The following is a 19,235-nucleotide window of genomic DNA, read 5'->3' as shown; positions in this document are numbered from 1 at the left end:
AGGGTGACTTGAGTATAATGTGATGCTACTTTCCCTAAACAGACGCAGTTTAACTCACCAATTACTGCGATCGCCACAAGACTAGATGAACTCAAGTTACTTCTTCGTTTTATTTTGGGAATCCTAAATCTCAGAAGCTATAGAAATCGCAAATTATGACTCAATTTAAAATATATGAATCCACACAACGGCAATTTCTACCCTTGCGAAGAGGTCGCACTATTATTCTTTTTACCAGTGTTTTGTTGTTTTCAGAATCAAATGTTGCAGCCGCTAGGCAGTATTCAGTAAATATTGCACAGATGACACAAGCAAATGATGGAACTCGTGCTGCTGCGGAAACTGCATATCAAGAAGGGAAGCAATTCTATCAGCAAGGAACAGCAGAATCTCTGGTAAAGGCGATCGCAAAATTTGAACAAGCACTTCAACTATATCGTCAAGGTAATACCCCGATGGGCAAAAACTACGCTCCTTAGAAGCTGACACCCTCTCTTACATAGCTAAAATCTACTCAGAGTTAGGCGAAAAGCAAAAGGCACTCTCATACTACAACCAAGCTTTATCCTTATATCGGCAGGTGGGAGACAAAAAGTCGGAAGGTGTTTCCCTCAATAATATTGGCTCTGTCTACTATTTCCTGGGAGAAAATCAAAAGGCACTCTCATACTACAACCAATCTCTGTCTCTACACCGACTGATCAAAAACAAGTCAGGGATAGCGACTACCCTCAATAATGTAGGCAAAGTCTACTTGGAATTACAAGAAAATCAAAAGGCACTTTCATACTTTAGTCAATCCCTATCCCTACACCAACAGGCGGGAGACAAAAGAGGTATCCCAACTGCTCTAAACAATATTGGCATAGTCTACTTAAATTTAGGAGAAAATCAAAAGGCACTTTCATACTTTAGTCAATCCCTATCCCTACACCAACAGGCGGGAGACAAAAGAGGTATCCCAACTGATCTGAACAATATTGGTAAAGTTTACTCAAATTTAGGAGAACACCAAAAGGCGCTAGATTATTACAATCAATGTCTGCCTTTATACATACAGATGGGGAGCAAGGCGGGGGAAGCTCGGACTTTGTATAACATCGCTTCTGTCCAACGCGACAGCGGCGATTTTAAGGCTTCCTTAACTCAGATCAAGAGAGTCATCAAAATTATTGAAGACCTTCGTACTAAAATTGACTCTCAAGAACTCCGCACTTCCTATTTTGCCACTGTACAAGATTATTATGAGTTTTACATCGATTTGCTGATGCAGTTACACAAACAGCATCCATCCCAAAGATATGATGCTCTGGCACTGCAAACCAGCGAACGCGCCCGCGCCCGGAGTCTTTTGGAACTGCTTACTGAAGCTAATGCTGATATTCGCCAAGGTGTGGAGCCAAAGTTACTTTCTCAAGAACACAACTTGCAGCAACAACTTGATACTTTAGAAAAACGCCGAATACAGCTATTAGGTGTTAACCATACTGAAGCAGAGGTGCAAGCTTTAGAAAAAGAAATAGAAGCAGTTCTGGAACAATATCAACAAATTCAAGCACAAATCCGTGCTACCAGCCCGCGTTATGCAGCACTGATTCAACCCCAGCCTCTCTCACTTACGCAGGTTCAGCAGCAGGTACTCGATGACAACACCCTACTTCTAGAATATTCCCTTGGGGAAAAGCGCAGTTATCTTTGGGCAGTTACCAATAAGAGTATTACCAGTTATGAGCTACCCAAGCGTGCAGACATTGAAGCTACTGTCCAAAAGTTTCGTCAAGAAATCACTACTCCTTTTCTCAGAAATAGCCCATCTATAGATGCTCTATCTCAGATTATACTTGCACCAGTAGCCCAGCAATTGGGAAAGAAACGGCTAGCGATCGCCAGCGATGGCGCTTTGGAATATGTACCATTTGCTGCCCTAGCTACACCTGGAAGTAATAGCTATGAACCATTATTGCTCAACCACGAAATCATTACTCTACCTTCAGCATCGACAGTAGCCATTCTCCGGCGTGAACACAAAGAACGTAAATCTTCTGCCCCTAAGACATTAGTTGTGTTAGCAGATCCCATTTTTAGTAGTGATGATGAGCGTCTTGAAGGTAAAGTCAAAGTATCTCCCTCATCTGGGCCAGAAAGCAACTTAGATAGCCAAGCCTTAACCAGATCGGCTCAAGACTCAGATGTTAACTTTCAGCGTTTGCGGTTTACACGTCAAGAAGCCGAGCAAATTCTTTCTCTTGTACCTGTTAGCGATCGCAAACAAGCCTTTGATTTTACCGCTAGTCGTACCACTGCTAGCAGCGAAAATTTGAGTCAATATCGCATCATCCATTTCGCTACTCATGGCATTCTCAACAGCAAGCATCCAGAATTATCAGGAGTCGTGTTGTCGCTATTTGACAACCAGGGAAGGCCGCAAAATGGCTTTTTGCGCTTACACGACATCTTCAACCTCAACCTGCAAGCAGAACTAGTGGTACTCAGTGCTTGTAAAACTGGACTGGGAGAGGAAGTTAAGGGAGAAGGATTAGTAGGATTAACCAGAGGTTTTATGTATGCAGGTAGTCCGCGAGTAGTTGTTAGCTTGTGGAGTATAGACGATCAAGCAACATCTGAACTCATGAAGGTATTTTACAAAAAGATGCTGCAAGAAAAATTAAAGCCAGCAGCAGCATTGCGGACAGCCCAAATAGAAATATGGCGCACTCAAAAATATGCCGCACCTTATTATTGGGCAGCTTTTACTCTACAAGGTGAGTGGAAATAAAGGGGATTGGGTATGGGTATGGGGCATTGGGCACGAGGTATTTTGAGGTAAATGAACGGAGTTCTGAGGTAGATGAATAAGTTCTAACTTTTGCCAGTCCCCAGTTCCTAATCCCCAGTCCCCAATCCCTTTTACTGTTGCATCTTTTTAAACATCTGTTACATTTATGTATTGATGTAGCGATGCCTGCGGCGGTAAACAACGCATTGAATCAACCATTAGACCTGATTTCTACAGAGATGGTCTTTCGTAGTTTATACCATTTTTCTCAAGCTGTTCTCCGTGGTGATGCCAGTGATAGTGAATCAGAGACATTTTGCCAAAAAGTTCAAGCGTAACCCCTTCCATCCAAGGACTTCAGGATCCTCCTGGGTAAATGTTTGGGGAATTGTCAAGAGATTCCGTGTCAATACCTGGTGTTTGTAATTCTATATTGTTCGTGACTGACACAGACTCACTTTGAAATACTTCATCCCGATTTAACCACTACCCGAAAATCGAATCACGCTCATCATCGGGTGGAACTTCCACAACAGCAGATGGCGCAACAAACTTTTGCTGTTCTAGAATTGCTTTCACGTTAAGTTGAAACCAATGAGCAATGTTGTGCCCTGGCGACAGATGTGGTTCAAATACATGAAAACTGCTCTCAGTGAAAAATCTGGCTCTGCTTTTGGGAATACTTTATTTATTCACCCGACTAATCTAGCACCCAGACATTTTTAATATGAAATGGATTAAACCATATATATTTTTTGTAATCTTTTCCTTGCCTTTGTCTTTGCTTTCTGCCTTAACAGCAGAAGTACAGGCTCAGTCCTACCATCCCAATAAAACTTGGCAAATTAGTCAGACATTTAAGCCGCCACAGCGGGGAAAACCTCCTGCAAGTGCTGGTGGTTCTACCCGTGGTAGTTCTTGCCTAATAGGTAAAAAACTAATAACTCCCTTAATCCCTCCAGATAAATTAGGGTTGACATTTGCTGAACATCCAACATTTTTCTGGTATGTACCTCCATCTCCAGTCAAAACAGCCAAGTTTCTGCTCTTGGATAAAGACCAGAACATATTTTATGAAACATCTTTTACACTTCCAGATCAACCTGGAATTATTAACTTCAAACTTCCTGACACTGCCCCTGCACTCGCTGTCGGTAAAACTTATCACTGGTATCTAACAATTGCTTGTGATACTCAAGACTCTAGTGAAAACCCTACTGTAGATGGTTGGGTGGAACGTACTCAACCAGAATTAGGTTTGTCGGAGGCCTTAACAAAGGCAAATTTGCATAAGTTTCCCAGCATCTATGCAGAAGCGGGGATTTGGCATGAAGCGCTGACTAGTTTGGTGAAGCTACGCCAGACTGAACCGAATAATTTTAAGGCAAGGCTGGATTGGAGACAATTTTTCAAGTCAGTTGGTTTGAGTGCGATCGCTTCCGAACCATTGATCGATTGTTGCACATCTAGGAAATAAGGGTATAGGGCAAAACAGTTCCGAGTTCCGTTAGCGGATAGCTAACAGCACTCTTGAGGGGCATTGGGCTGGGGGAGAATTCCCAACTCCTAATTCCCAACTCCTAATTCCCAACTCCTAACTCCTAACTCCCAACTCAGCACTCAGCACTCAGCACTCAGCACTAAATATTATGTGGGCAAAGCTGAAACCGCGAATCTGGCAATGGCGTGGTGTTTTACTTGCTGTTCCTAATATTACAGCCCTGGTCATTGCAATACGCTTGACTGGATTACTGCAATTGTTGGAATTAGCTGCACTGGATCAATTTTTTCTCCTCCGTCCACAAGAGTCGGCTGATACTCGCATTGTCATAGTTGAGATTAATGAGGCAGATATCCGCAAGCAGGGTCAGTGGCCTATGTCTGATGGAAAACTTGCCAGTTTGTTAGAGAAAATCAAACAGCAAAAACCCAGAGCCATCGGTTTAGATATTTATCGTGATTTACCTGTCAATCCCGGTCATCAAGAATTACTTCAGATATTTAAATCTACTCCTAATTTGATTGGAGTCCAAAAAGTCTCTGATACTATTGATAGTTCGGCGGTTGATTCGTCTCCAGAACTCAAGAAACTTCATCAAGTTGGGTCGAATGATTTACCCATAGATGGAGATGGCAAAATTCGACGAGCATTATTGTATGTAAATTTAAATAATAACGACATTCTAGAAAGCTTTGGGTTAAAACTAGCATTGTTGTACTTGAAACCTGAAGGTATTACCGCAAAGCCATCAGCTAATAACTCTAATTACTTGCAGTTAAATCGGGGTATTTTCCCGATTTTTGAACCTAATGATGGTGGTTATGTCCGAGCAGATGCCGGGAGTTATCAAGTACTGTTGAATTACCGAGGACGAGTACAGCAGTTTACTAAAGTCTCGCTTACCGAAGTGCAAGAGAACCGCATCCCACGCGATTTAATGCGAGACAAGGTGGTATTAATTGGTGCTACCGCCGAGAGTTTAAAGGATTTATTCTATACGCCTTACAGCAGTAATGTATTGACTGACCCCGAACGAATGGCGGGTGTAACAATTCATGCTAATGTCATTAGTCAAATTTTAAGTGCGGCAATAGAAGGTCGTCCACCGATCAAATGTTTCCCTGACCCGCTAGAATGGCTATTGATTTTGATTTGGTCAATTATTGGTGCTAGCTTGTATTGGTTACAACGCCACAGTAGTAACCAGAAAACCCTGATTTTTAGTGTTTTTCTGGCGGGTGGTAGTTTAGTTGGTGGCAGTTTTCTGGCGTTTATTGTTGGTTGGTGGATTCCTGTTGTACCTTCATTGCTGGCATTTATAGGTTCTGCGATCGCACTCACTCAGTATATTGCTCAAAGTGCTACCGAGATGCGAAAAACCCTCGGTCGCTATCTCACTGATGAAATTGTTGCCAATATCCTCGAAACTCCTTCTGGCTTAAAGCTAGGGGGAGAACGCCGAAAAGTTACGGTTCTTGTATCTGATTTAAGAGGATTTTCAGCTATTTCTGAACAATTGCCCCCGGAAGAAGTAGTAAAGATTTTGAATCTTTATTTGGGAACAATGACAGATGTGATTAATCAGTATAAAGGCACAATTAATGAGTTTATGGGTGATGGTATTTTTGTGATCTTTGGTGCGCCAATTAGTCGCAAAGATGATTCCGAACGAGCGATCGCCTGTGCTATTGCCATGCAGTTAGCAATGGAGCAAGTGAACAAACAAAATCAGCAAATGAATTTTCCAATCCTCGAAATGGGAATTGGGATTAATACAGGCGAGGCTGTGGCAGGAAATGTTGGCTCTCAAAAACGTGCCCAATATACAGTTATTGGTAGCCATGTTAATTTGGCTGCCCGAATTGAGTCTTATACAGTGGGAGGACAGATTTTAATTTCCGAAAATACCTGTAAAGATGCCAATATTGACCTCCAAATTGCTGGACAACTACAAATAGAACCCAAAGGGATAAAGCATCCTGTGACAATTTCTGAAATTCGTGGCATTGGCGGCAAATATAATTTATTCTTGCCTGAAGATGATGAAGAAATAGTCATTCTCAATCAAGAAGTACCTGTAGAATACACAATTTTACAGGGGAAATATGCTGTGGGAACAGTATTTTTTGGCAACTTGATTAGCCTTTCAGAAAAAGGGGCGCAACTGCAATCGCCACATTCTTTACATCTTTTGAGCAATCTCAAACTCAAGTTATTGATTGAAGCAGAAATGTCCATAGAAGAAGAATATATCTATGCCAAGGTGATCCAACAATCTAATATTGATGAGCATCTTTATCTGCTTCGGTTTACAGCTGTTCCGCCAAAAGCGATCGCAATTTTAAATACACTGCGTCAGCTTGGGTGAAATGAGAGTATCAATCATATTGAAATGCTAACAAAGAGAGGTGTATATAAATGGGGGAAACCGAAAAAGTAGGTAGTTGAGATTTTTTAAAAAAGTAACAAATGTTGCTGATAAAATCAGGCGATCGCGGTAAGATTCTGAACTTAAGCCCGATCCAACTCCAATAACTCCTTAATAATTCGTAATTCGTAATTTATGGTGTGAAGCAACTAAGTTGAGTTGTGGAGTTAAAAATATGATTTCTTCTAAAACTGAGATTCAATTAGATCCCAAAGACAAATGACTAACATAAACAAATTTCAAAGAATAGTAGAACTTGCAAACGATCACGGAATTATTTGCCAGCCAACACCAGAGGAATGTTTGATTGCATCCTTGCCTGGAGACGATGACTTTTTATTAGCTTTTACTTGGTCTGGTACAGTTGAGGGAGAGCCGCCAGAGCATGAATTAATTGCAATTAGTGTACAGGATATTGTTAAAGAAGTTGTGGAAGTAGTGGTATCAGAACTCAGGTTGGCAGTGAAGCTAAAGGGAATGCAGGCAATATCAGCATCAGAACGCAACTATTAAATGTACAAGAACAATCGGAGATATCATCAGGAACTTTTGGAAATGGAAATGCGGGTAATTTAAAGGTACAAGCTGATAACATTATCCTGACTGGTTCAAACGGTGAGTTACTCACTGGTATAACATCATCAGTTCAGGAAGGGGCTAAGGGTAAAGGTGGTGATATAGATATTAGGCATCACCGTGCCAAAACGGGAAAATTGTACGCTAAGGCTGAAACCTATATTACATAAGCATTTTAGCGATACTTATTTTCTTTAACCCGCAAAGGACGCAACTGGTCAAAACTAGTCGCCTGTTTCAAATTCCAGACATAATCACCAGTGAGATTGATATGCTCCCGACCCAACGGTGACAAATGTTGCAAATGTTCTTCAGGAATATTCATCCCTTGTTCCTGCAAATAATCCACGGCTTTTTCTAAGTACACCGTATTCCAAAGAACGATCGCAGCAATCACCAAATTCAACCCACTGGCCCGATAAAACTGGTCTTCATAAGAGCGATCGCGCAATTCCCCCAGTCGATTAAAAAACACCGCTCTTTTCAGGGTATGTTTTGCCTCACCCTTATTTAGTCCTGCTGTCGCCCGTCGCCGCAGTTCTGGACTCTGCAACCAGGAGAGAGTAAACAAAGTCCGCTCAATTCTCCCTAACTCCCGCAAAGCTAAAGCTAAACGATTCTGCCGAGGATAAGAAGCCAATTTCCTTAACATTAAAGAAGCAGTCACTGTCCCCGTCCGAATTGAACTAGCAAGGCGTAGAATCTCATCCCAAGATTCCTGAATCAATTTCACATTAATCTTGTCACCTAGCAGAGGTGCCAAAGGCGAATCAGGAGAACTAGGTTCAAAAGTATACAATTTCTTATCAGGTAAATCGCGCATTCGAGGAGCAAATCTAAATCCCAGCAGATGGCACATTGCGAAGACATGTTCGGTATAGCCACTTGTATCCGTATAATGCTCCTGAATCTGTAAATCACTCTCGTGATACAACAAACCATCTAAAACGTGGGTTGCATCCCTAATCGTGGCATTAATTACCTTAACGTGAAAGGGGGCATACTGGTCAGAAATATGCGTGTAAAAAATCACGCTTCTATCTTTACCATATTTGGCATTGATCTCTTCATTAAAACTACGATGTCCAGCCGCTTTAAACCGTTGTCCATCAGAAGAAGATGTTGTTCCATCACCCCAATAAGCAGCAAAAGGCACTTGTGTATGGAAATTTACCACCTCAGCCATTGCTTTGGAATAAGTTTCATCTCGAATATACCAATCCGCCACCCAAGCTAAACGCTCAAAAGACATCCCTTGAGTTGCGTCTGCCATTCGTGTTAAACCTAAATTAATCCCATCAGCAAGTAAGGCACTTAACAAAACAACTTTATCAGATACTTGTTCTCCTGAATGTAAATGCGTAAAATGTTTCGTAAATTGCGTCCAAGAATCAACTTCTACTAACAAATTAGTCAACTTAATTCTTGGCAGTAAACTATGAACTGTTCTGCTAAATCCATCAACCTCCTTTGGGACAGCATTGGTAAGAGGAGTGATAATTAACTGTTCGTTCTCTATCCTGACATCAACCAGTTTCTTTTCTGCCATTAAAGAAGAAACAAGCGCTAATTGTTCAGACAATTCAAGTGAGCGTTGTTCAATATAAGTAGTGAAATCTGTCGTTACTGCCACAGGTATCGTTTGAGAAGAACACATTGATTGCCATGCGTTATCTGCTAATAGATAATCCTCAAAATCTTGGAACTGCTTCGAGCCTGCTACCCAAATATCCCCAGAACGCAAACCACTACGTAACTCAGCTAAAGCACACATCTCATAGTAGTGACGGTCAATAGTATCGCCCTTAATTACGTGTTTTGACCAACGAGGTTTAACGAAACTAGTGTCCGCAGATTCCGGCACTTTTCGACCACCTGATATATTTAATTCTTTAATGACATCCAAAGCTTTTATCACTGCGAAACTGGCAGATGTAGCTTTAAATTCAAAGGTCTCCAACAATTTAGGCGTATACCGTCGTAACTGTGAATAACGGTTATCAAGCAGTTCAAGATAATCAAAATCTACGGGTCTGGCTAGCTTTTCCGCTTCGGCAACACTACTGATAAATTTCTCCCAATCCAATACAGATTCAATGGCTTGATAGGCATCATTTGACTCATCTCTAGCTGCAATTAATGCCTTGCCCACTTGAGCATACAATCGGACTTTTTCATTAATTGCTTTGCCATCGCGTTGAAACTTATCGCCGTGCTGATGCTCACTTTTATTAAACAATTTACCCATCATTTTATCGTGCATTCCAATAGCATAATCGACTAATGAAGCACTCCATTCAATGAGAAAAGCAACTAAAATAGCATAGCGTCTCAATTCATCCAACCTAGATAGGTGAGCAGGTGTAGACTTCGCGCCAGTTCGAGTAAATTGCAGCAGACGATTTTGGTGTACTCGTTTCAAGCATCCAGAGTCGAGATTGAGATGACGAATAAACTCCAGTCGTTCCACCACCTTTAAAAAGTTTCTTGGATTAGCCTGACCTGGTGGTTGACGTAGCCAAATTAAATCAGTCAGTTTTTTATCAGGCTCTACAATTAATAACTTGTCTAGCGCCGTCTTTTGTAATGTTGTCAAACTTTTAGTCAACTCAAGACATACTAATTTTTGAGCGCGATGTCTGACCTCCCAGGCTAAACGTTCTACCGTAGAAATAGCTGGAATAATAATTTGGCGCAAGCGCATCTCATCAATCAACGCTCCCACAAGTGCCATCCCTTTATCTGACGATATTGCAAAAGGTAATAACCATTTTGAGAATTGCTTGTATGTAGATATATTAAAAGTATGAAATCCGAAATTATTTTGAATTTCTGCCAGATGTTCGCGTCGAGTTGTATCCCTTTGGGAATATTCGGTAATGATTGTCGGGTCAAGTTTTAATTGAGATGCAATATAAAACAGTACAGATTCTGGTACTATTTCTCCTAGACTCCAAACACGACCGGGGAAGCGTAGGTAAGATAACTGTACGGCGAACCCAAGACGATTGTGTGGTCTACGACGCTCTTTGATAACTTTGAGTTCGTCATTACTAAAAGTATAGTAGCGAGCTATATCTCTTGTCGTGATAGAATCGGGGATTTCAGTAAATTGAAGTCGTTGTGTCGGAGATAAAAGTTCGCGCGTTGCCAATTAGATACCTGGATATTCAGTTTTTAAGAAGTAGTTTGATTTTGTTTATAATTCGCGCCACAGTAAGGGCAGAATTTAAATTTCAATGACATAATTGGTTCATTGCAACTAACACAGCGATTCCGTAAAGCTGTACCACAAGCAAAGCAATACTTCGACCGTAAGTCTGTCCACATTTGGTCAGGGGTAGTTCCTGGAGTCCAACATTTAGGACAAAATTTTAACGTAGTTATTGTTTCTGGGAGACTTTCTTCGCTGCCGCATCTAGGTACTCCGGTGGTATTCCCAACGCCGCAGCTAGACCACCTTTAGCCTTTTGATTGAGTCTATTCGTTTGTCCACCCTCAATTTTGCGGATGGTCTGGATATGTATTCCCGCTTTGAAACTCAATTCTTTTTGGGTTAAAGAAAGCTGACCTCGCAATCTCTGGACGTAATTAGCAAGCCCTTCATCTCCCAATGGTCGCGTTGAATGTTCTGTTACAATCATTAAAATATATCTGAAAATATATTTGTTAATGATAAGTTAATATCTAAACCTTTATTCAAATAAATTGTAAAAAGCTCTTCTAAAGTAATGATGACTTTAGCAGCTTTAGCCACCAAGTTTTTAGAACGTCCAGGACTAGCCAAAAGTACTCTGCGTTCATATCAGTCTACGATTATCCCCTTGCTCAAGGAGTACGGTCGATGGTCAATAGAAATCATCGACAGACAAGTTTTGATGGAATATCTCAATCATTTAACTGATGTTTCCTATACGACCCACCACCGTCATCAAGCTGTAATCACGGCTTTGTTCAGTTTTGCTGTTGATATGGGATATCTCAAATCCAATCCGGTTGCGGGTCTCACAAGACGCAAACCTAGTCGAGAACAAGGAGAACACGCTACTGATGAGACTGTGCGTTACCTTACTCCATACCAATTAAGTATCCTGTATGGTGTCATCAAAAAAGATGTTCGTTTGTCTGCATTGGTGCGTTTGTTGCATACCAGTGGCGCTAGGATTGCTGAGGTACTGGCTCTAAATTTAGATGACATAGACCTCAAAGCCCGGAAATTTCAGGTTGTTGGCAAAGGCAACAAGCAACGGTGGTGTTTTTACAGTGAAGTAGCACTCAAGAGTCTAAATAACTACATTGAATATTATAGACATCCTAAGCATCCAGCCCTGTTTACTGCTCAACAGCCAAAGACTTTGGAAGTATCCCGGCTTTCTTACCGCATGGCGCATAAATCCTGGATTAAGCTCATCAGAGATAGTCCTGAACTCCAAGAAATTCGTATTCATGACCTACGGCACACTTTTGCTACAGAGCGAGTGGGATTAATGGGGATTGAAGAACTCAGGGCGCTCATGGGGCATGAAAGCATTCAGACAACATTACGGTATCAGAAAGTAACGTCACAACGTGCAGAAGTTGTGGCACAATTGGCGTTAAAAAACCTACCGAATTTTTCTGAATAATTTCAGCATATAACTCACTAAGTGTGATAATAAAAAAATACTTTTGTAAAAACGTACCATGTTGGTGCAGGGAATACATACTACTCTGCACCAATAAAATTAGGGTAATCAACCACTCAGACAAAGCATTAGCCATCGCACTGAAAAACAATAAAACAAGATTATCCCTCAAGTGACGAAAAGGGAATTAGGAATTATGAACTTTAACGAAAGACAAATTATTCAACAAGCTGAACGCCGTCTGGATGGATGGACAGAAGAAGATGGCTTTATGCACCTAGATACCTCATCGCCTAGCGAATACGAGCCTGAACCGATAATAGCGGTGTTAGGCGCAGACCCTAACTCGGAAGAAATAAAAAAGATTTTTGAAGACCAAAGACAAAAAGGGAATTTTGTACAATCAGCTAATCAAAGCATGGATTTATACAATGAAAATTACTGATATTTACGTTAGGAATAATTGCTTAGTATTTTGTACCGATGATGGATGTAAATCAATTTATCATTTATCAAATATTGTTATAGAGACAGGGTTGTCAATAGATTCGCTCTCTCCTGAAAAACTGTCAGAATCGAATGGCACTAAGAAAAGCCGAAACACTTATGGTTTAAGCAGTTTGCAAAAGATTTCGTAATTCGTGTCGGGGTTTGGTCATTAAGGGATAAGCTTTCGGGCGGCGTTTACGGACTCGTGGTTCATTTCTAGCAGGACGGTCAGGAACAGCCTTGTGAGCAATAACTTTGAGTAAAGTACGATAAATTTTAAGACGTTTTGTTGAAGTTGCGGCTAATAATTCGGGAATAAAGTTATTTAAATGATGGCGAGTACCTTGCAGTGACAGGCGTAACGGGGGAGTACCATAAGTAGTACCTGCCGACCACATTAAACTACGCAGTAGATTGTAGGCAAGTAAATAAACGTAAATTTCTTTGCGTACCATTGAAGGAGTTTTACAGCGTAAAACATCCATATCCAAGGTAGTTTTGAGATGTCTTAAATTTAGCTCAACATCCCACCTTTGACCGTAAAGCCCAACAATATCTAGAGTTGAATAAGTTACTTTATCTAATAAAGTAGTGATTAAGCTAACTCTTTCTGTACGAAAACCAGGAATAACAATGCAATAGTAAATCTCTCGCACAGTTATAGAAGGAGGTAGAGCATTAAACTCATCTTTATTTAATCCTTTTGGACAATTAGTAGGCTTATACCAAGTAACTAACTTGTCACAGTCTCCAACAATTTTACCTTTTCGCATGGAAGTTTTTCGAGCTTGATGTTTCCGAAATACAGCATCACAATTGATTTTTTTTATAGCAACCAGATCAGCGTAAGCGCAAAAAGCTCTATCCCCTAAAAGGATATCGAAGGGATTAAGAAACTGATATAATTGACGAGCTAATTTAATATCATGAGTGTTCAGAACATTGATACATAGAGCAACAGCGCCTCCAGTAGCTAAACTGAAGATTACACCAATTTTCGCAATTGGGAATCCACATCCAGGCTTTTGAGTCTTTGGCTGAGGGTATTCTTCCTGGTTCTCAATAGTGTCAGGCATGGAGACAGTTGACCCATCTATTACCATGACATTTCGACCACACCATAAATGTTCTGTCCCTACCTTTTCTTCTAACCTTTGTCCAACCTGACTAAAAAGTTTTTCTAAAAACTTTTCTGGTAATCTAGACCGCGCTTGACAATAAGCACTTGTGTCAGTTGATGGAATTTCTACCCCTTGTGCTGCCAAATAAGCAATAACTTTACTCACTGCATTATGGCAACTTTTATCAGTATCCAAAACCTGAGATAAAAACGCCCAAAGCGTTACTATTGGGTCGAATAATCGCCGATAATATCTAATATTTAGCTCATGAAGTGCTTTTTCAATTACACTTGCTGGTAACAGTTCTTTGAAAGGTAATCCCAAACTTTGATTAAATCTATCCTTGAGGATTTGTACTCGCAGTGTCACAGTAGTATTTATGATGTTTGCTTACTCGTCTCAAAGAAAGTATTTCATGAACGAGTAAGCTTTTCCTACCTAAAAATTTTTTGGACAGCCCGCGCATCATCGCCCCATCCATGAAGCTCTGTCTGATCCGGAAGCGTAGGCGTAGCTCGTCGTAGACATCGCTCGGCCTACCCACTCACTGTTCATTGATTAAAAGTTGAAATCCTTACATCGTATAGCTTATAGCTTTTCTTAGTGCCATTCCTGTCAGAATCAAGAGTACAAGAAATTATTGAAGCTGAAGGCGAACAAATATCAATAATTGAAATCAAAGGCTCAATTGGTAGATTAGAAAATGCTGAAAATTGCCTTGATGCTAATTATAATGAAGCTTCTCACAGCTGCTCTTATTGGTTTCCCGGGCAAATAAACAATATTTTAAATCAACTTTTCTTGTAAAGCGACAAAACAGGGCTATATGACCAGAGGCAAGAACAGTGGGTAAAAGAAAATTAAAAACCGGCGATCTAGTAACCTTTGAATCGCACGATGAACAGTGTAAGCCATTTCAGCAATTTGGCACTGTAAAGCACTATCTTTATCCACACTTTCACCCAGATGGATACATTGAAATTGTGGATGAAGCCGGCGACACAATTCTTTTCGGCAACGCAGATAAAGGGATTCAGAAAGTTAAAAAGCAGATTGATTAATTTGTGTTTGCAGCAAAATGGAGATATTGAATAATGACCGAACTATATAAAGCTGGAATCATTGAGTTAACAGAAGCAGAAGATGAAGATGAAGATTTATTTGACGTTGCGGTGCATTTTGACGGCGATATTTTTCTTCCCAGCGTTGTTTTTAAAGGCAAAGACCACGCATTGCGGCAAGCTAAAAAGCTTTATGATTGGCTAGAAGCTAATCCAAAAGAAATCAAGGGGGAGCGACTGCGTTGGCAATCATACACAGTTAATCGTGAATCTCTAAGAGAGTACCCAGTCTGCTATTTACCTTACTACTATTTAATATACGAGCAAAGTTTAGAAGTTTTTTCAATTGTTGAGCGAGACCAAGAAGCCATTGCTTATGGTTGGTTGAGCGCTGAACCTTTACCTTACTATATGGATAAAGAAGATGGTTTGGTAGTTCTTGGAGACATTTCAGATGATGCTGTGTTAGCTGGTTGGCATAAAGCTACTGATATACGCATTCATATCTATTCTTTTATCTACCAGTTAAATAGCAGTGAAAAAATGGAGATTAAGTAAGAATCCATATTATCGATAAAGAAGAATTTCGATAATATGGATTCTTTATAAATCTTGAAGGAATTAGCGAATTCAGAGATGGCTGACCCTGTTAGATTATTGAGGCACATGAAAAATATAAATATACTGGCATTACTTGAATCTGGCTTTCTTTCATGTCAAATAGCAACAATTGGCAAGCACAAATAAATGAATAATAGACTGTCTAAATCTCATAGCAAGGGAATAAAAACAAAAAATGAATATCAAGAGTGAAAATTATGCTGGTTTTCAAACTTGGTCAAAGCAAGTTGTATCTTGGCGATGTATTCCTCCAATAGTTTCGATTGACATTGAACAAGAACGTAGTTGCGTGTGGTTTAATGTAGGTGGCGAAAATCGTCCTCTTGTTAGGTACGAAATTTTTTCCAATATGGGTGGTTGGCAAAGTGGTCATGAAGCTAATGCTGCTGCTAATCCATCGGCTTTTTCATTAGAAGAAGCCAAATATTTATACAACCAACTTATTACTGGCAAGATGAATAATGAAGTCAAGTCAATTTTGACTATTGTTGCAATTGCTAAAAAACATGAAAACAGTCCTCAAAATAAAATGGGATACCAGAAATAGGGTTAGATATAGCTCCCTCTGACACACTGTTTGGTTTAAATAGCAGTCTAGAAATAAAGGGATTAAACCAAGCAGTGCCTAAGTTTTAGTAGCAGGAACACTCTTTTAATATGGATGAAGTTGGAGGATTTGCGGGCGCTTTCGCCTTTAATTTGGGGTCATGTTAATCCCTATGGTACTTTTCGTTTGGATCTCAATATCAGGTTGCCAATTGAAATAGGGTAAATGTGTCTAAAAATACTAATATTAGTATTTCTGAGAATCTTATAGCCTGAAAGTCATTCATAGCAATATTTTCAGCCTATCTTGCCTCTGCTGAAAGCTTCGCTGTATCTACGCCAAATTACACCTATAGGAGGCTCAATCTCACTTACAGGTGTTGTTGAAAAATGGGTGGCTAAGATGCTTATGGGGGAAGCCTTTTAGCCTTAGCGTACAATTTTCCCGTTTTGGCACGGTGATGCCTATTACGACCGATAATCTTGATATACGTGATGATGCCCAAATTTTCTCCGGCAGCCTCGGTACGGGTGACGCTGGAAACATTAGAATCCATGCTAATATTCTGGAAATTCTTGGTAAAGGTAGTGCGATCGCTTCTTCAACGAATGCAGGTAATGGTGGTAACATCACCCTCAACATCGCTGATTTATTACTGTTGCGCGGTGGCAGTTTCATTTCAACCACCGCAGGTAGAAGCCAAGCTGGTGGCAATGGCGGTAACATCAACATTAACTCTAAATTTATCGTCGCCATCCCTAAAGAAAACAGCGATATCAGTGCTAACGCTTTTACGGGAACAGGCGGAAACGTTCAAATCAACTCGCAAGGGATCTTCGGTATCGAAGCACGTCCACAGCCAACTGAAAAAAAGTGATATTACTGCAAGTTCGCAGTTAGGTGTTTCTGGTATAACAAATATTAATACACCGGATAACAGTTCCATTCAAAACAGCTTTACCCAATTATCCCCAGTCATCGACACCAACGCACTCATCGCCAATAGTTGCATTTCACGTGGCACCAAGCGACAAGAAAACTCTTTTACCATTACTGGTTCTGGTGCTTTGACTACTAATCGTCCTGATAATGCTTTGGTCTCTAACTACACAACAGGGGAGGTGAGAGGTGTTGAAACTATATCCCGTCCTTGGAAAAAAGGCGATCCAATTATCGAACCGACTGGTCTATATCGGCTGAATAATGGGCAGTTGCTATTGAGTCGAGAATGTTCTAATTAAACTGAGTTCAAGTATTTCCTTCTCTATCAGTGAGAAGCCAAGGCTATGGTATCTCGGACAAAACAGTTTATCGTCACCCACGCCGATTGCATCACCAATCCTTGAGGTGCAGCAAGATGGGACAAGCATCGCACGGTAAAACGGAGGAGCATTTTCTACACCCGAAAAGTAAATTGGTTTATTGCGATCGCAACTTTCTCACCCCATCCATTCAGTCCATTGCGGCCCATCTGTCACCAATTGAGCAAACTTGTCAGGGTCAAGATCCTCAAACTCCAGCATCACGCCGCGACGCTCACCACTCTTGCCCAAAGTATTGCTCATCTTCTCCAACAGCGATCGCCAGCCGCAAGCAGAGGCGAAAAATGCTTTTAAAAACCTCTTAGTAGGAAAATTGAGAGCTTAGGTTTTTACTTGGGTTGCCACAATGGATTGATATCAAGGTTTTCAGCAGCAGATACGGCATTTCTAACCTACGTCGGTACGGTTTACACCACTTCGATTTTTGTAAAGGCATCGTAACATTTATTTATATAAAGAAATATTTGCTTATATTAAGCAAACCCAAATAAAAGAGTAGGTAATAAAAGTGATGAATCAACCCATTGAATTATCTTTAGAACAAGAATTTAGCCTTAGAACTTTCGCGGATCAAGTGCAGCAGATGTCCCGTGAACAAGCTCAAGAGTTTTTGCAGATGCTCTATAAGCAGATGATGATAAGGGAAACGACTTACCAAGAATTGCTCAAACATCAGTGGGAAGTCGATTCAGGTTCAATCTTGGGTTAAAATAAATTTGCAAAGTCAACTGTATAAAGAGTCAACACTGTCCAGTTCAAGGTGCATTTTCAGCTTCAGTCCTTTCCAACCTTGAATAGCAGCACTTTCTACCTGGGTCAGTGTTTGGGGAATGTCAATTACTTGTGTGGTCATCTGTTTTGTGCTAAGGAGTCACTAATGACCATGAAAATTGCAAATCCCTCGAAGCGTGGGCGCTTTGAGGGATTTTTGGGTATTGGGTGTTAGGGATTAGGTTGCTAGTTTAAACTACTTACTTTCTCAACTGCTGACTTTAACTCTTCAAAGGTAATACTACCGTCTTTGTCTGAATCATAATTGGCTAGTAATTCCTGGGGACTACTGGTATTTGTTTCTGATGAGATGATTGCACTTAAGCCAGGACTTAAAAAAAGATCATTAATGGAGATTTTGCCGTCTTGATCCCTATCTAAGGTATTAAAAAGAGATTGAAGCTCTTGCTCGGTTGTCATAAGTTTCTATCTGAAGAACCGTTTTTCAACTTAATATCTCATTAATCTTTGATTAATCTCTCAAAATTAAATAAACTTGTATCTTTAGACGTAGAAACGGCTACTAGGTCAATCCCAGTGATCTCTGACCTGCGGCGCTTACTGGTTGAATACTAACCACTCATCGGGGATGTTTACCAATTTCCCGGTCGCAGTGATGGACACATCAGCAAAGACTCAGCCTCTAGGATTTTGAGAGGAGCTTGTAAACAGGCTCTTATAATTGGCGTGAGTACCCACAAGCTAATCGCTCTCTTTTTCCCTTGTCCATCAAAGACTTTCAGGATTATCTAATTTTTTATCGGATTGAGGATACTACTATTGAGATTCTTCGGGTATTTCATGGAGCAAGAGATTTAGCAGATGTACTTAGCGAATTAGACGAACAATTTTAACCCAAAATTGCTTATACCCCACCAACCAATCGCACACCACAGACCTACACCCGCCGCCAAAGTTAATCCAAAGAAAGCCACTGCCCCAGGTATGCGTTCCAAATAAGGCTCATCATTAGCAACGCCGACGGAAAGTCCAACTTGAGAGATTAGCTGTTGGGAAAACTTACCATCGCTGTCCAGTCCTTGTCGCAACTTCAGGCGTAACCCCTTCCATCCTTGAACTTCAGGATCTTCCACTTGGGTAAAGTGATAGTCATTGGAGCAGGTTTTGCGGAGTTAAGTGCTACATGGCTATTAAAGACTAAGCGTTACGATGTAATAGTCTTGGAAGCTGGCGATGATCTGGGTGGCCGAGTCAAGACGAAATATCAGTTAGGTACGGCTATTGATTAAGGAGCTTCTTGGTTGTACGGTGGCTCTGGAAATCTTTTAAAGCCAAGTAGCCCATGATAAGGAATATTTAAACCCAAGCTACAGATTACCGCAACATTGCCGCTTGAAAGTGGAAATGAAACCATGATGTGATTGAAAATATTGTAA

Annotated in this window: 25 protein-coding genes; 18 read left to right on the top strand and 7 right to left on the bottom strand. The window is 40.6% G+C overall.

The features are described from left to right. The first annotated feature begins 155 nt into the window (after positions 1–155). The 6 genes from GTQ43_RS31745 (at position 156) to GTQ43_RS31720 (ending at position 7,218) form a co-directional block, all read left to right on the top strand. On the top strand, positions 156–479 hold the full coding sequence (locus GTQ43_RS31745; protein WP_265276725.1) for a hypothetical protein: 324 nt from the start codon (positions 156–158) through the stop codon (positions 477–479). 20 nt (positions 480–499) lie between these two features. Then, positions 500–2,776, top strand: a complete 2,277-nt coding sequence (locus GTQ43_RS31740; protein WP_321162537.1) for a CHAT domain-containing protein — start codon at positions 500–502, stop codon at positions 2,774–2,776. Positions 2,777–2,982: 206 nt separating this feature from the next. Beyond that, positions 2,983–3,114: a hypothetical protein gene (locus GTQ43_RS31735; RefSeq protein ID WP_265277038.1), complete on the top strand. Its 132-nt coding sequence runs from the start codon at positions 2,983–2,985 to the stop codon at positions 3,112–3,114. Positions 3,115–3,503: 389 nt separating this feature from the next. After that, positions 3,504–4,253, top strand: a complete 750-nt coding sequence (locus GTQ43_RS31730; protein ID WP_265276724.1) for a DUF928 domain-containing protein — start codon at positions 3,504–3,506, stop codon at positions 4,251–4,253. A 172-nt stretch (positions 4,254–4,425) separates the two neighbouring features. Continuing rightward, positions 4,426–6,645, top strand: coding sequence for a CHASE2 domain-containing protein (locus tag GTQ43_RS31725; RefSeq protein ID WP_265276723.1), 2,220 nt, complete (start codon positions 4,426–4,428; stop codon positions 6,643–6,645). A gap of 279 nt (positions 6,646–6,924) precedes the next feature. After that, a complete protein-coding gene (locus GTQ43_RS31720; RefSeq protein ID WP_265276722.1) occupies positions 6,925–7,218 on the top strand; it encodes a hypothetical protein in 294 nt (97 codons plus the stop codon). Positions 7,219–7,456: 238 nt separating this feature from the next. On the opposite strand, the gene GTQ43_RS31715 is transcribed toward GTQ43_RS31720, so the two are convergent. The 3 genes from GTQ43_RS31715 to GTQ43_RS41880 are packed head-to-tail and all read right to left on the bottom strand — an operon-like array spanning position 7,457 to position 10,925. Continuing rightward, on the bottom strand, positions 7,457–10,435 hold the full coding sequence (locus tag GTQ43_RS31715; RefSeq protein WP_265276720.1) for a Tn3 family transposase: 2,979 nt from the start codon (positions 10,433–10,435) through the stop codon (positions 7,457–7,459). A gap of 23 nt (positions 10,436–10,458) precedes the next feature. Further along, the gene (locus tag GTQ43_RS41885; protein ID WP_260446077.1) at positions 10,459–10,611 is read right to left on the bottom strand and encodes a zinc ribbon domain-containing protein; all 153 of its coding nucleotides are present in this window, start codon (positions 10,609–10,611) and stop codon (positions 10,459–10,461) included. Positions 10,612–10,664: 53 nt separating this feature from the next. After that, positions 10,665–10,925, bottom strand: coding sequence for a helix-turn-helix domain-containing protein (locus GTQ43_RS41880; RefSeq protein WP_414859162.1), 261 nt, complete (start codon positions 10,923–10,925; stop codon positions 10,665–10,667). An 87-nt stretch (positions 10,926–11,012) separates the two neighbouring features. Here GTQ43_RS41880 and GTQ43_RS31705 point away from each other — a divergent pair, with 87 nt between their 5' ends. Together GTQ43_RS31705 and GTQ43_RS31700 are read left to right on the top strand one after the other, a co-directional pair. Further along, positions 11,013–11,906, top strand: coding sequence for a tyrosine-type recombinase/integrase (locus tag GTQ43_RS31705; RefSeq protein WP_265276718.1), 894 nt, complete (start codon positions 11,013–11,015; stop codon positions 11,904–11,906). Between the two features lie 196 nt (positions 11,907–12,102). Further along, positions 12,103–12,351, top strand: coding sequence for a hypothetical protein (locus GTQ43_RS31700; protein WP_265276717.1), 249 nt, complete (start codon positions 12,103–12,105; stop codon positions 12,349–12,351). Between the two features lie 166 nt (positions 12,352–12,517). Here the strand turns inward: GTQ43_RS31700 and GTQ43_RS31695 are convergent, their stop codons facing one another. Further along, entirely contained in the window at positions 12,518–13,885 is a 1,368-nt protein-coding gene (locus GTQ43_RS31695; protein ID WP_265276716.1) for an IS4 family transposase, read from the bottom strand. A gap of 234 nt (positions 13,886–14,119) precedes the next feature. Here GTQ43_RS31695 and GTQ43_RS31690 point away from each other — a divergent pair, with 234 nt between their 5' ends. The 8 genes from GTQ43_RS31690 to GTQ43_RS31660 all read left to right on the top strand — a co-directional run bounded on the left by GTQ43_RS31690 (position 14,120) and on the right by GTQ43_RS31660 (position 17,776). Further along, entirely contained in the window at positions 14,120–14,323 is a 204-nt protein-coding gene (locus tag GTQ43_RS31690; protein WP_265276715.1) for a hypothetical protein, read from the top strand. A 38-nt stretch (positions 14,324–14,361) separates the two neighbouring features. After that, a complete protein-coding gene (locus GTQ43_RS31685) occupies positions 14,362–14,577 on the top strand; it encodes a hypothetical protein (RefSeq protein WP_265276714.1) in 216 nt (71 codons plus the stop codon). Between the two features lie 33 nt (positions 14,578–14,610). Next, entirely contained in the window at positions 14,611–15,135 is a 525-nt protein-coding gene (locus GTQ43_RS31680; protein WP_265276713.1) for a hypothetical protein, read from the top strand. A 238-nt stretch (positions 15,136–15,373) separates the two neighbouring features. Continuing rightward, complete coding sequence (locus GTQ43_RS31675; RefSeq protein ID WP_265276712.1) at positions 15,374–15,745, top strand: hypothetical protein; 372 nt, start codon at positions 15,374–15,376, stop codon at positions 15,743–15,745. 460 nt (positions 15,746–16,205) lie between these two features. Next, complete coding sequence (locus GTQ43_RS41545; protein WP_321162530.1) at positions 16,206–16,622, top strand: hypothetical protein; 417 nt, start codon at positions 16,206–16,208, stop codon at positions 16,620–16,622. Continuing rightward, a complete protein-coding gene (locus GTQ43_RS41540) occupies positions 16,525–16,986 on the top strand; it encodes a hypothetical protein (protein WP_321162529.1) in 462 nt (153 codons plus the stop codon). Before GTQ43_RS41545 ends, GTQ43_RS41540 begins: the two co-directional genes overlap by 98 nt. Before the next feature lie 116 nt (positions 16,987–17,102). Then, the gene (locus GTQ43_RS31665) at positions 17,103–17,372 is read left to right on the top strand and encodes a hypothetical protein (protein ID WP_265276711.1); all 270 of its coding nucleotides are present in this window, start codon (positions 17,103–17,105) and stop codon (positions 17,370–17,372) included. A 206-nt stretch (positions 17,373–17,578) separates the two neighbouring features. Continuing rightward, positions 17,579–17,776 (top strand): NblA/ycf18 family protein, encoded by a 198-nt coding sequence (locus GTQ43_RS31660; RefSeq protein ID WP_265276710.1) that lies wholly within the window; start codon positions 17,579–17,581, stop codon positions 17,774–17,776. A gap of 15 nt (positions 17,777–17,791) precedes the next feature. Here the strand turns inward: GTQ43_RS31660 and GTQ43_RS31655 are convergent, their stop codons facing one another. Then, on the bottom strand, positions 17,792–17,920 hold the full coding sequence (locus GTQ43_RS31655) for a hypothetical protein (protein ID WP_265276708.1): 129 nt from the start codon (positions 17,918–17,920) through the stop codon (positions 17,792–17,794). A gap of 104 nt (positions 17,921–18,024) precedes the next feature. Beyond that, a complete protein-coding gene (locus GTQ43_RS31650) occupies positions 18,025–18,258 on the bottom strand; it encodes an EF-hand domain-containing protein (protein ID WP_265276707.1) in 234 nt (77 codons plus the stop codon). A gap of 302 nt (positions 18,259–18,560) precedes the next feature. Here GTQ43_RS31650 and GTQ43_RS31645 point away from each other — a divergent pair, with 302 nt between their 5' ends. Beyond that, complete coding sequence (locus GTQ43_RS31645; RefSeq protein ID WP_265276706.1) at positions 18,561–18,692, top strand: type II toxin-antitoxin system RelE/ParE family toxin; 132 nt, start codon at positions 18,561–18,563, stop codon at positions 18,690–18,692. Here GTQ43_RS31645 and GTQ43_RS31640 read toward each other — a convergent pair. Further along, positions 18,675–18,932 carry a hypothetical protein gene (locus GTQ43_RS31640; protein WP_265276705.1) on the bottom strand — a complete coding sequence of 86 codons (258 nt, stop codon included), beginning with the start codon at positions 18,930–18,932 and terminating at the stop codon, positions 18,675–18,677. The two genes, GTQ43_RS31645 and GTQ43_RS31640, sit on opposite strands and share 18 nt — an antisense overlap. A 9-nt stretch (positions 18,933–18,941) precedes the next feature. Between GTQ43_RS31640 and GTQ43_RS31635 the strand changes: the two genes are divergently transcribed. Further along, on the top strand, positions 18,942–19,088 hold the full coding sequence (locus tag GTQ43_RS31635) for an NAD(P)-binding protein (RefSeq protein ID WP_265276704.1): 147 nt from the start codon (positions 18,942–18,944) through the stop codon (positions 19,086–19,088). The last annotated feature ends 147 nt before the right edge of the window (positions 19,089–19,235 follow it).

Origin of the sequence: Nostoc sp. KVJ3 (assembly GCF_026127265.1) — a bacterium.
GTDB lineage: Bacteria > Cyanobacteriota > Cyanobacteriia > Cyanobacteriales > Nostocaceae > Nostoc.
This window is presented reverse-complemented; position numbering and strand designations above follow the sequence as displayed.